Raw genomic sequence first — 12,702 nt, 5'->3', positions numbered from 1 at the left:
TTCACTGTCCTGTCTGTGGTGCGAGTTCGTCGGAGCTCGACGAACCGAGGAGGTCGATGTCTGCCCTGCGCAGGCTGTAGCCGCGGAGGGTCATGAGGCTCGTGAGGATGATGACGGCCGGAACGACGCTGAAGCTCACGACGATTCCGGCGACGGCGGATGCGGGTTGGGTGACCACCTCGGCACCCGATGACTGCACGTAGCCCGTGATTGCGAGCACGATCGACAGTGCCGTCGCGCCGAGGGCCATGCCCGTGGTCTCTCCGGCCGTCCACATGCCGCCGAAGGTGCCTGCTCGTCCTGGCCCGGCCGTGGCGGCGTCGTGCGAGATGACGTCGGGGAGCATCGCCATCGGAAGCGACTGCATCCCGGCGTAGCCGGCTCCGGCCAGTGCGACGGGCAGGTAGACCCAGCTGCCCGGCGCCCACAGCATGCCGATCAGCGAGAAGGCCGCGATGCCGTAGAGGATGCTCGCGTAGAGGTAGCTGCGCTCCTTGCCGATCCGACGTGCGATCACGCCCCAGAGCGGCGCGAACAGCAGTGCCGGAGCGATGAGGGCGACGAAGAGGAAGGTGAGCGCGTCCTCCGAGTCGAGCACCCAGACCGCGACGTAGTTCGCCGCGGCGAGCATGAGTCCGGTCGCGAGGCCCTGCAGCAGGAAGGTGGCGAGCAGTGCGCGGAACGGCTGGCTCCGACGCAGCGCACTGAAGCCCTCGGCGTAGTAGCGACGGAGCGAGACCCTGTCGGGCGAGGTCGCGGATGCCGCATCCGTCGCCGTCTCTGCAGCGCTGGAACCCCGTGCACGTCGCGGAACCGACACGAACACGGCGACGAGCATTCCGAGGCCGATCACGACCCCCGCAACGACGGCCATCACGACGTAGCCGACGTACTCGTCGTCGGTGACCGTGCGGAGCGCCGGTCCCCCGGCCCCGAAGAGGAGGATCGCCAGGGTGAGCACGACGACGCGCCAGGTGAGCAGACGCGTGCGCTGGTCGTAGCTGTCGGCGATCTCGGCCGGGAGCGCGATGTACGGCACCTGGAACAGGCTGAAGGAGGTGGCTGTGAGCAGGAAGGCGACGAACACCCAGATGCCGGCGGCGAGCGGCGGCAGCGATGCCGGCACCGAGAAGGTGAGCACGAAGAACAACGGCAGCGTGCATGCCCCGAGCAGCATGAACCCACGGCGGCTTCCCGTACGCAGAAGCCAGCGATCACTCCACGCTCCGATGAGCGGGTCGATCAGAACGTCCCACACCTTGGCGAGAGTGACGAGCAGGCCGGCCAGAAGGGCGGCGACTCCGAGAGTGTCCGTGAGGTAGAACACCAGCACGAGTCCCGGCAGCGTGGCGAAGCCTCCGGTTCCGAGGGATCCGGCGGCATACCCGGCGACGGTGGTGCGCGTGAGCACCCGCGGCGTTGCGATCATTGCGGCAGTGTATCCGCCAGTTCGGGCGCTTCCCGACACCTCGGTGAACGTGAGTGAACCTCGTGGCGGATCCGCCGCATCCGGGCGCTCAGCCGCCGGAGGATTCGACCCGCGAAGAGGGGCCGATGAAGTGGGACAGTTGTCCTAGAATGGCGCAATGCCCGCAACGATGCCGGATCTCGCGATCCTGAACGACCTCGACGCCGACGTCTGCTCGACGTCTGGCGCCTCGACGACAGTGATCGCCCCCCTCACCGGTGGAGTGCTCCACGAGCTTCCGGTGAGCACGCCCGACGATGTGGCCGATGCCTTCGCCCGCGCTCGTCTCGCACAGCTGGAGTGGGCGCGTGCCGGCTTCGCGGCCCGCCGCGCCGTGTTGCTGCGTGCACACGACCTGATCCTCGAGCGTCGCGAGGAACTCCTCGACATCCTGCAGTCCGAGACGGGCAAGACCCGCGGGCAGGCATTCGAGGAGGTCTTCCAGTCGGCAACGGTCACCCGCTACAACGCGCTCTCCGCCGCCAAGGCTCTCCGCGGCGGACGACGCCGCTCGGCCCTCCCCCTCATCGTCGACACCACGGTGCGCTACAGGGCCAAGGGCGTCGTCGGCATCATCACTCCGTGGAACTTCCCGCTCAGCCTCGCGGCCATGGATGTCGTGCCGGCCCTGGCCGCCGGCTGCGGCGTCGTGCAGAAGGCCGATGACCAGGGTGCGCTCAGCGTGCTCGCTCTCCGCCGCGCATTCGTCGATGCCGGACTCCCTCCAGAGCTCTGGTCGATCGTCACGGGAGACGGGCCCGTCATCGGCGGCGCCGTCACAGGCAACGCCGACTACATCTGCTTCACCGGCTCGACGGCGACCGGCCGCCGCGTCGCCGTCGCGGCGGCCGAGCGGCTCGTCGGCGCCTCCCTCGAACTTGGCGGCAAGAACGCCATGATCGTGCTCGACGACGTCGACCCCCTGAAGGCTGCCGCTGATGCGGCCTACGGATGCTTCGCCTCCGCGGGACAGCTCTGCGTCTCGGTCGAGCGCATCTACGTGCAGCGTGGTGTCGCCCGCGCCTTCACCGAGGCCTTCGCGGCGCGGGTGGAGTCGCTGCGGCTGGGCTCGGCCTTCGACTACTCCACCGACGTCGGATCGCTCACCAGCGCGACCCAGCTCGCTCGCGTGCAGGCTCACGTCGATGATGCCGTCGCCAAGGGCGCCACAGTCCTCGCCGGCGGCAAGGCCCGACCCGACCTCGGCCCGTTCTTCTACGAGCCCACAGTGCTGACCGACGTGACCAGCGACATGGAGTGTGCCGCAGGCGAGACCTTCGGTCCCGTCGTCTCGGTCTACACGGTCGACACCGACGACGAGGCCGTGATCGCCGTGAACGACTCCGACTACGGCCTGAACGCGTCCGTCATGAGTGGGTCCGCCTCCCGGGCACGAGCCGTCGCCGCGGTGATCGACGCCGGCAGTGTGAACATCAACGAGGGCTACAGAGGGTCGTTCTCGACGGTCGACGCCCCCATGGGCGGCATCAAGCAGTCGGGACTCGGCCGCCGCAACGGTCGGGAGGGCCTCCTGCGGTTCGTCGACGCCGTCACCGTGTCACGGTCGACCGGACTGATGCAGCTCCCACGCACCGGCACCGAGTTCTCCGCGATGGCCGGCCCGATGGTCCTTCTGGCTCGCGTCATGAAGGGCGCCCGCCAGCGCTGACCCGCATTCGCCACTCGGCGGACTTTCACGGCTTCGGCGGTGGCAGGAACATCCGCCGATGCACCGAAACCCCGCCAGATGCGAACGGAGGCTAGGTCGCCTCGGAGTCGAACGGCGTGGGCACGGCCGCCATCTCGGCCGACCGCTTCTTCTGCAGGTACGCGGAGTTCGGATTCACGCCGATGGTCCCGGATGCGCCAGCCCCAGCAACGCCGCCAACGGCGGCACCTCCCGCAACGCCGCCAACTGCGGCACCCCCAGCAGCCCCGGCCGTGGCGACGACAGGTGCGCCCGAGCGCGACACCGTCGGGGTCGCCACGGGCTCCTCGTCGAGCAGGGCCTCGCGGATGATGCGGCGCGGATCGTACTGCCGCGGGTCGAGCTTCTTCCAGTCGACGTCGTCGAAGTCGGGGCCCATCTCATCGCGCATGCGATCCTTGGCGCCGTTGGCCATGTCGCGGAGCTGGCGGACCAGCCGTCCGAGCTGTGCCGCGTAGTGCGGCAGGCGCTCGGGTCCGAGCAGGAACACGGCGATGACCCCGATGATGAGGAGTTTCTCGAAGGTCAGCCCGAACATGCCATCAGGATAACCCGCGGCGAGGCATCCTCCCGTCGCTCGGGGCCGGCTCTAGGCTGGGATCGATCATCTTGGGAGCTAACGTGTCCGACAAAGACCTCAACTGGAAGTACGTCGACGACATCGTCGGCGAGCCCGAATCCATCGCGAAGGCGCGTCAGCAGTCGTTGGAGTTGGGCATCGAACCGATCTCCCCCGCCATCGGAGCACAGGCAGCCGTCATCGCCGCGGCGCACTCGGCATCGGCGATCGTCGAGATCGGCACCGGTGTCGGCGTCTCAGGCCTATGGCTTCTGCGCGGGGCCCCGGATGCGACCCTCACGTCGATCGACTCAGAGGTCGACCACCAGCAGCACGCCCGCACGAACCTGCTCGAAGCCGGGATCGCCGCCAACCGCATCCGCCTGATCGCGGGCCGCGCCGGCGAGGTGCTCCCCCGCATGAACGAGAACTCCTACGACGTCGTCTTCGTCGACGCCGACCCCCAGTCGGTCATCGAGTACGTCGAGCACGGTCTGCGCCTGGCGAAGCCCGGCGGCACTGTGCTGGTTCCGCACGCACTCTGGCGCGGACGCGTCGCCGACCCGGCGCAGCGCGACGAGGTGGCCAGCGGGTTCCGCTCGCTGATCACCGAGATCTCGGGCTCGACCGCCGTGCTGAGCGCACTGTCGCCGGCCGGCGACGGGCTCCTGCAGATCTCGAAGCTGCTCTCCTAGCCCCGAGCGGGCGCAACAGGGCTGCATCCGTCGACCCGGCATGCCGACATGTCCCGGCTGCGGGCACTCGCCCAAACCCGTTACAGCGTGCGCCTCGAAGGCATCCGCAGCGCGGATGAGACGCAAAGAGCTGGCCCGGTGCCTCTCGGCTCCGGACCAGCTTCACATGTGCGCAGGCTAGACCGGCGCGACGACCTTCTCGAGAGCGTCGTGCAGTTCCTTCGCCTCAGCGTCGTTGACGGAGACGACCAGTCGTCCCCCGCCTTCCAGTGGAACGCGAACGATGATGAGACGACCCTCCTTCACGGCCTCCATCGGTCCGTCACCAGTACGTGGCTTCATCGCCGCCATTGAGTTCCCCTTTCGTGGCAAGACTGCTTCCATTATCCCCTGCTGGGAGTACTATCCGAAATCACGGCCGTGCCCCCAGTACGCCCGGGCCGTCGCGGTGCCATCACGGCGGGCTCCAGTCGTAGCCGATATAGGCCCAGCAGATGTAGAGCCAGCCCCACTGCAGGGCGACGAAGACGAGCACCAGGGCCGTCCTGTAGAGCCGAGAGCGCGGCTGAGCGAGGGCTCCCAGCAGAGGGAACAGCGGTGTCAACAGCCGGAAGGTGCTCGACTGCGGAAAGAACACGGCCAGCAGGTAGAGCGCGTAGCTCGCCACCCAGAACCGCAGGTCGACGCCCAACCGCCGCACCGCGGGGAGGAACAACGCGGCTCCGAAACCCACGATGAGAGCCGAGACCACGATGTAGCCGGTCGGCGACCCGAGCCACCAGGCTCCGCTCTGGAACCACGCCGTGAACGGGATGAGCTCCTGGTAGCCGATGTAGGGCGCACGCCAGGCCAGCTCGGTGTCGGTGTACGCGGTGATGCTGCCCGTCACGATCCAGGCGGCAGCCGGCCAGGCCAGGCCCATCAGCCCGGTGAAGACCGTGACGGAGACGGATGCGACCATCTCGCGTGCCGGGAACGGGTCGCGGGAGCGGGTGAACCAGCGGTGCATCACGTGCAGGCCGAGAGCGAGGGCGAAAGCCAGGCCGCTCGGACGGGTGAGCGCCATGACGGCCACCACGGGGAACAGCAGCCCATAGCGCCGCCGCACGAGGAGCAGCAGTGCGAGGGTGAGGAGGAAGAGGTACATCGACTCCGCGTATCCCACCTGCAGTATCGGCGACAGCGGGGCGAAGCAGAACAGGGTGACGGCGAACAGCGTCGTCGAGGCGTCGAGGCGAGTGCGCAGCAGACGGTGGAACAGCAGGGCGGCTCCCAGCCCGAACATCACGGAGACGAACACCGCGAGGCCGCTCCACTGCAGCCCGGTGACCTCCATGAGAACGCGCACGAGCGCGGGGTATCCGGGCATGAAGGCCCAGGCGTTCTCACCGATGTGACCGTCATCCGTCAGCGGGAGCTCGCTGGGATAGCCGTAGCCGGCGATGATCTCGTACCAGCGGCCGTCCCAGATGTTGGCGAAGGCGGCGTATGCGGGGTGCGCGCCCGTCCACGGATTCGCCTCCTGCATGCCGGCGAGCACGAGCATGAGCACTGTCGTCACCACACGCGAAGCTGCGTAGACGATGACGACCCGCAGCCACCAGGGCATGATCCGCCAGCGCACGACCACTGCGATGGGCAGGATCCGTTTCTGCGGCCGTTCCGAGGCGCGCGGCTCGGAACCCCGGGTCAGCGCCCGTTCAGCCATGTACGCAGCGCCCGGGCGCACTCGGCGATCTGCTCGACGGGCACGCGCTCCTGGTCGTGGTGGGCCAGCAAGGGGTCGCCGGGGCCGAAGTTGACGGCGGGGATGCCGAGGGCGCTGAAGCGGGCGACATCGGTCCAGCCGTACTTGGGCTTCGCCTCTGCCCCCACAGCGGCGAGGAACTCCTGGGCGAGCTCGGCGTCGAGACCGGGCCTGGCGCCCTCGGCCTGGTCGACGACCGTGAGCTCGTACTCGGGGAACAGCTCGCGCAGGTGCTCGATGGCCTCGGCCACCGTGCGGCTCGGAGCGAATCGGTAGTTCACGTGCACCATCACCTCGTCGGGGATGACGTTGCCGGCGACCCCTCCGGTGATGCCGACGGCGTTGAGGCCCTCCCTGTAGACGAGGCCTTCGACCTCGACCGAGCGCGGCTCGTAGGCCGCCAGACGGTCGAGGAGCGGGCCGGCCTTGTGGATGGCGTTGTCGCCCACCCACGAACGCGCGGAGTGCGCGCGCTGGCCGAAGGCCCGCAGCTCCACCCGCACGGTGCCGTTGCATCCGCCCTCGACCGAGGCGTTGCTCGGCTCTCCGAGGATCGCGAAGTCGCCCTCAAGCAGCTCGGGACTGTTGCGGGCGAGGCGCCCCAGGCCGTTCTTGTCCGATGAGACCTCCTCGCCGTCGTAGAACAGCCAGGTGATGTCGACGATCGGGTCTGCGAGCTCGGGCGCCAAGGCGAGTTGCACGGCCACTCCGCCCTTCATGTCGACCGTTCCTCGGCCCCAGAGGTAGTCGACTCCGCCCTCGGTCTCGAACCGGGTCGGCAGATTGTCCTTCAGCGGCACGGTGTCGATGTGGCCGGCGATCACCACGCGCTTGTCTCGACCGAGGTTCGTTCTGGCCACGATGGTGTCGCCGTCGCGGATGACCTCGAGGTGCGCGTAGCCCGCGAGCGCCGTGGCGATGGCATCCGCCAACGGGGTCTCGTCACCTGAGACCGACTCGATGTCGCAGATGGCCCTCGTGATGGCGACGACGTCAGCCGACAGGTCGAGCACTGGCGTGGAGACGTCGTTCACCGGCATGCCTCCAGTCTATTGATCGCGATGCTCGGCCTTCCGCCGCCGTTACGCTGGGGGACATGCCTGAGACCGACGCCTCCGCACCCTCGTCCGCCCGCGCCGCCTGGGGTCACGGCCTCGCCACCATCGCCGGCGACGGTACGGTGCTCGACACCTGGTTCCCGGCGCCCCGGCTCGGGGTGCGGCCGGCTGCGGCATCCGTTCCCCCTGATCTCGAGAACGCCGGCGGCGCCGACGAACGCAGGAACGTGCGCACCGAGGTCGTCACGGTCGAGATCGACCTGGATGCGGCGCCAGCATCGACTCCAGACGCGTACCTGCGGCTGCACCTGCTCTCGCACCTGCTCGTCGCCCCCAACACCCTCAACCTCGACGGCATCTTCGGACACCTGCCGAACGTGGCGTGGACGACGGCCGGCCCCGTGCACCCCGACGACTTCGCGCGCCTCCGCCCGACGCTGCAGCGCGCCGGAATCAGCGCCGTCGGCCTCGACAAGTTCCCGCGGCTCATCGACTACGTCGTGCCCGAGCGTGTGCGGATCGCGGATGCCTCCCGCGTGCGCCTCGGCGCGCACCTCTCTCCCGGCACCACGGTCATGCACGAGGGGTTCGTGAACTTCAACGCGGGAACCCTCGGCACCTCCATGGTGGAGGGCCGCATCTCGCAGGGCGTCGTCGTGGGCGACGGCAGCGACATCGGGGGCGGCGCCTCCATCATGGGCACCCTCTCGGGCGGCGGAACCCAGCGGGTCAGCATCGGCGAGCGCGCCCTGCTCGGCGCCAATTCGGGCATCGGCATCTCGATCGGCGACGACACGGTGGTGGAGGCCGGACTCTACGTCACCGCGGGCACCAAGGTCGTCGTGGTGGACCCGTCGAACCCGATCCAGCGCAGCGTGAAGGCGGCGACACTCTCGGGAGTGCCCAACCTGCTGTTCCGCCGCAATTCGGTGTCCGGCGCCGTCGAGGTGCTCACGCGCAGTGGTCACGGCATCCTGCTGAACGAGGCCCTGCACGCCTAGCTCCCCCGCTTGCGACGCAAGCCGGGGAGGCGATCCGATGAGTCTGGGGTTCGGCGGGCATCCTTGGGCGAGACTCATCGAATCGCCTCCCCGGCGACTCCACGGTTGCGGATAGGCTGCCCAGACTGCATAGGCGATGATCACGAAGGAGTGACGTGGGCACCGACTCCCCCCGCACGAGCAGGCACCGCGGCATCAGGGTGCTGATCGGCCTCCTCGTCAGCGTGCTCGTGCTCGCCGTCATCGCCGCGGGCGTCGGCGTCTGGACCGTCCAGCGGTCCTTCCCGACGATGTCGGGTCGTGTCGACCTCTCCGAGCTGCACCGCGACGTCACGGTCTACCGAGACTCTGCCGGCATCCCGCAGATCGTCGCCGAGACCGCGACCGACCTGTTCATGGCGCAGGGCTATGTGACGGCCCAGGACCGCTTCTGGGAGATGGACTTCCGCCGCCACGTGACCAGCGGACGGCTCGCCGAGCTCTTCGGCGAGAGCCAGGTGCCCACCGACGCCTTCATCCGCACCCTCGGGTGGCGGGCCGTCGCCGAGAAGGAGGTGGAGCTGCTCGACGAGACCACGCTGAGCTACTACCAGGCCTACGCCGACGGCGTGAACGCCTATCTGAGGTCGCACTCCGGCGCAGACATCTCGCTCGAGTACGCCGTTCTCGGCCTGCAGAATCCCGACTACACGCCCTACAAGTGGACCGTGGCCGATTCGCTCGCTTGGCTCAAGGCCATGGCCTGGGACCTGCGCTCGAATCTCGAGGACGAGATCGACCGCGCCCTGCTCTCCACGGCCCTCAGCCCGGCCGAGGTGGAGCAACTGCACCCCGACTACCCCTTCGCCACGCACCCGACGATCGTGGGCGGCGCCGTCGCGGCTCCGGCATCCGTCTCGTCGACTCCCCTGTCGAATGATGAGACGACGGATGCCGCCACGGCGGCAGCACCGGTCCTCCGCCAGCTGCAGAGCACTCTCGCGGCCCTCCCCGAGCTCATCGGGCCGGCCGGCAACGAGATCGGCTCCAACTCGTGGGTCGCATCCGGCGCCCTCACCGACACCGAGGCGCCCATCCTCGCCAACGACCCCCACCTCGGTGCGGTGATGCCCTCGGTCTGGTACCAGGTGGGCCTGCGCTGCGTCGAGGTGACGACGCAATGTCCGTTCGCCGTCGCCGGGTACAGCTTCTCCGGAGTGCCCGGCGTGATCATCGGCCACAACGACAAGGTCGCGTGGGGCTTCACCAACCTCGGGCCCGACGTCGCCGACCTCTACCTGGAGAAGGTCTCGGGCGACGAGTACGAGCTCGACGGAGCTCAGGTCGCCCTGCGCTCGCACACCGAGACCATCACCGTGGCCGGCGGCGATCCCGTCGACATCGAGATCCGCGCGACCGGACGCGGCCCGCTCGTCACCGGGATCACAGACGCCTTCGGCACGATCGCGGCCGACTATCCGGCATCCGCAGATCTGCCGGAAGGCGACTACCAGCTCTCGCTGCAGTGGACCGCCCTGACGCCCGGTCGAACGGCCTCGTCCATCTTCGCCCTCGACAGGGCCAGAAGCTGGGACGATTTCCGGGCTGCGGCCGCGGTGTTCGACGTGCCGTCGCAGAACCTGCTCTACGCCGATGTCGACGGCAACATCGGCTATCAGGCGCCCGGGCTCATCCCGGTGCGCAAGGCCGGCGACGGGACCGTTCCGCTGCCCGGCTGGACGAGTGGCAACGGCTGGAGCGGATTCATCCCCTTCGGTTCGCTGCCCAGCCTGCTGAATCCGGCCAGCGGCCTGATCGTCACGGCGAACAACGCCGCCGTCGGTCAGGACTACCCCTCGCTCATCACGAAGGACTGGGACCTGGGCTACAGGGCCCAGCAGATCACGACCCGCCTGCAGGACGTGGTCGCGGCGAAGAAGAAGATCACGGTGAAGACCATGGACTCGATCCAGGCCGACAACACCGACCTGAACGCCGTGGCCCTGGCCCCGATCATCGCGAAGCTGAAGCTGTCCGGCGACGCGAGGAAGGGCGCGGCACTGCTCGCGAAGTGGGACCACCGCGACGACGTCGACAGCGCGGCAGCCGCCTACTTCAACATGACCTGGCGGCACCTCCTCGGCGCGATGTTCGACGACAAGCTCCCTGAGGGCACCAAGCCCGCCGGCGGCGACAGGTGGTTCGGCGTCGTCGGGTCGCTGCTCGACGAGCCGGAGTCCCCGTGGTGGACGAACGAGAAACTCGGCGTCGAGGGGCGCGACGCGATGCTCGCCTACGCAGCCGAGAAGGCCTACGACGAGGGCATCGAGTCGATGGGCACAGATCCGGAACGCTGGTCGTGGGGCAGCCTGCACACCCTCCAACTCACCCACGCCAGCTTCGGCGAATCGGGCATAGCCCCCATCGAGTGGCTGTTCAACCGCGGACCCTACTCCGTCGGCGGCAGCTCCTCCGTGGTGAACGCCGTCGGCTGGGACGCCCAGGAGAGCAGCTACGACGTGCACTGGGTTCCGTCGATGCGCCAGGTGATCAGCCTGGCCGACTTCAACGATTCGACCTGGGTCAACCTGACCGGGGCATCAGGCCACGCGTTCCACCCGAACTATGACGATCAGACTCCGCTCTGGCAGACTCACCGCACCCGCCCGTGGAAGTTCACGCCGTCGGCGGTCGAGAAGTCCGCGAAGGACACCCTGGTGCTGAAGGCGAAGCAGTAGGCTCCCCGGTCGTCGCGACGCGCGGAATCCCGGCTCTCGCCGCCCGGTGCCCTGCGCTGCCATACTGACCGGGAGCACCAGCTCGGGAAGCCAGGTACGGTTCGTGAAGAAGTGGTCCGTCGTGATCATCCTCGGTGCTGCGCAGTTCGTCATGGTGCTCGACGGCACCGTCATGAACGTATCGATCTCCACTGTCGTGGAAGACCTCGACACCACAGTCTCGGCCATGCAGGCCGCCATCACGTTCTACACGCTCACCATGGCATCGGTCATGCTGCTGGGTGCCAAGCTCGGAGACGTCTGGGGTCGACGACGGGCCTTCGTGGTGGGCTCGATCGTCTACGCCATCGGCTCCCTCATCACTGCGCTCGCGCCGAACATCGGCTTCCTGTTCCTCGGATGGTCGGTGATCGAGGGCCTCGGCGCCGTGCTCGTCATTCCCGCCATCGCCGCGCTCATCGCCGACAACTACACCGGCGCTGCACGCGCGACCGCCTACGCCATCATCGGTGCCGTCTCCGGTGCCGCAGTCGCGGCCGGCCCGCTCATCGGCGGCTTCGTCACGACCTACCTCAACTGGCGCTACGTCTTCGTGGCCGAGGTCGTCATCATGGCCGTCGTGGTGCTCTTCTCCCGATTGATCACGGATGCCACCCCGCCGCGGGCCGTGCGCATCGACGTCCCGAGCGTGCTGCTCTCTGCCGCCGGCCTCGTGCTGCTCGTCTTCGGCATGCTCCAGAGCAAGGTGTGGGGCTGGATCATCCCGCTCGCTCCCCCGGAGATCAACGGCGTCCCGATCGCGCCTTTCGGCATCTCTCCCTCCGCCTGGCTGATCCTCATCGGCGCCCTCCTGCTCTGGGCGTTCTTCGTCCGCCAGCGGCGGCTCGTCGACGCCGGCCGACCGCCGCTGCTGCAGGTCTCGATGTTCTCGATCACCCAGCTGCGGAGCGGCCTGTCGGTGCTCGGCGCCCAGTACGCCATCACGGCCGGCCTGTTCTTCATGGTGCCGGTCTACCTGCAGATGACGCTCGGCCTCGACGCCCTCGAGACGGGGATCAAGATCTTCCCGCTGTCGGTCTCCCTCATCCTCTTCTCGTTCGTCGGAACCGTGCTCTCGAAGCGCTGGTCACCACGGCGCATCGTGCGTACTGGCCAGGTGATCCTCGTCTTCAGCGCCGTCATCCTGCTCGCCTCGGTCTCCGACGACCTGCGCAGCGTCATCTTCGGCATCGGGATGTTCACGGCGGGCTCGGCTCTCGGCCTGCTCGCGTCGCAGCTCGGAAACGTCAACATGTCGAGCGTTCCGGCCGAGCAGACCAGCGAGGTGGGCGGACTGCAGGGCGTGTTCCAGAACCTCGGCTCGTCGCTCGGAACAGCGCTCATCGGCTCGGTGCTCATCGGCGCACTGTCGACGTCGTTCGCGGCGGGTGTGGCCGGCAGTGAACTGCCACCCGACGTGAAGAGCACCATCTCCGAGCGAACGGAGAGCGGCGTGCAGATCATCCCGGCCTCCACTGTCGACACCGTGGCCCAGGAGGCGGGACTGTCGACGACGGATGCCGCGAGCCTCACGACGATCTACAGCGGGGCCCAGGTGTCGTCGCTCCGCGTCGCCTTCTTCGGTCTCATCGTCATCGCGTTCCTGTCGCTGCTGTTCTCGCGTGGAATCCCGTCGACGGTGCCGGAGCGCACGCCGAAGGCAGCGCGCGCAGGCTGAACCGGTCTAGCCGGTCGAACCGATCGAACCGC

10 protein-coding genes are annotated in these 12,702 nt (G+C 68.4%); 5 read left to right on the top strand and 5 right to left on the bottom strand.

The genetic code is table 11. The features are described from left to right. Position 1: 1 nt before the first annotated feature. Positions 2-1,429 (bottom strand): MFS transporter, encoded by a 1,428-nt coding sequence (locus AADV74_RS02345; protein WP_342111432.1) that lies wholly within the window; start codon positions 1,427-1,429, stop codon positions 2-4. A gap of 157 nt (positions 1,430-1,586) precedes the next feature. Here AADV74_RS02345 and AADV74_RS02340 point away from each other — a divergent pair, with 157 nt between their 5' ends. Continuing rightward, complete coding sequence (locus AADV74_RS02340; RefSeq protein WP_342111430.1) at positions 1,587-3,137, top strand: succinic semialdehyde dehydrogenase; 1,551 nt, start codon at positions 1,587-1,589, stop codon at positions 3,135-3,137. A 91-nt stretch (positions 3,138-3,228) separates the two neighbouring features. On the opposite strand, the gene AADV74_RS16900 is transcribed toward AADV74_RS02340, so the two are convergent. Further along, entirely contained in the window at positions 3,229-3,714 is a 486-nt protein-coding gene (locus AADV74_RS16900) for a twin-arginine translocase TatA/TatE family subunit (protein ID WP_425287238.1), read from the bottom strand. An 83-nt stretch (positions 3,715-3,797) separates the two neighbouring features. On the opposite strand from AADV74_RS16900, the gene AADV74_RS02330 reads away from it, so the two are divergent. Then, entirely contained in the window at positions 3,798-4,430 is a 633-nt protein-coding gene (locus AADV74_RS02330; protein WP_342111428.1) for an O-methyltransferase, read from the top strand. A gap of 177 nt (positions 4,431-4,607) precedes the next feature. Here AADV74_RS02330 and AADV74_RS02325 read toward each other — a convergent pair whose 3' ends face one another. From AADV74_RS02325 to dapE, 3 genes are all read right to left on the bottom strand, one after another. Beyond that, positions 4,608-4,781 (bottom strand): DUF3117 domain-containing protein, encoded by a 174-nt coding sequence (locus AADV74_RS02325; protein WP_082467399.1) that lies wholly within the window; start codon positions 4,779-4,781, stop codon positions 4,608-4,610. 103 nt (positions 4,782-4,884) lie between these two features. Beyond that, complete coding sequence (locus tag AADV74_RS02320) at positions 4,885-6,138, bottom strand: hypothetical protein (RefSeq protein WP_342111424.1); 1,254 nt, start codon at positions 6,136-6,138, stop codon at positions 4,885-4,887. Beyond that, positions 6,120-7,217, bottom strand: coding sequence for a succinyl-diaminopimelate desuccinylase (gene dapE / locus AADV74_RS02315; protein WP_342111422.1), 1,098 nt, complete (start codon positions 7,215-7,217; stop codon positions 6,120-6,122). The genes AADV74_RS02320 and dapE overlap by 19 nt, the downstream gene beginning before the upstream one ends. A 56-nt stretch (positions 7,218-7,273) precedes the next feature. On the opposite strand from dapE, the gene dapD reads away from it, so the two are divergent. The 3 genes from dapD (at position 7,274) to AADV74_RS02300 (ending at position 12,670) form a co-directional block, all read left to right on the top strand. Next, complete coding sequence (gene dapD, locus AADV74_RS02310; protein ID WP_342111421.1) at positions 7,274-8,236, top strand: 2,3,4,5-tetrahydropyridine-2,6-dicarboxylate N-succinyltransferase; 963 nt, start codon at positions 7,274-7,276, stop codon at positions 8,234-8,236. 155 nt (positions 8,237-8,391) lie between these two features. Beyond that, positions 8,392-10,953 carry a penicillin acylase family protein gene (locus AADV74_RS02305; protein ID WP_342111419.1) on the top strand — a complete coding sequence of 854 codons (2,562 nt, stop codon included), beginning with the start codon at positions 8,392-8,394 and terminating at the stop codon, positions 10,951-10,953. Between the two features lie 103 nt (positions 10,954-11,056). Next, positions 11,057-12,670 carry an MFS transporter gene (locus AADV74_RS02300; protein ID WP_342111417.1) on the top strand — a complete coding sequence of 538 codons (1,614 nt, stop codon included), beginning with the start codon at positions 11,057-11,059 and terminating at the stop codon, positions 12,668-12,670. The last annotated feature ends 32 nt before the right edge of the window (positions 12,671-12,702 follow it).

Source organism: Leifsonia stereocauli (genome assembly GCF_038432415.1).
GTDB lineage: Bacteria > Actinomycetota > Actinomycetes > Actinomycetales > Microbacteriaceae > Orlajensenia > Orlajensenia stereocauli.
The sequence above is the reverse complement of the archived record's forward strand: the minus strand, read 5'-3'. Positions and strand labels throughout refer to the sequence as shown.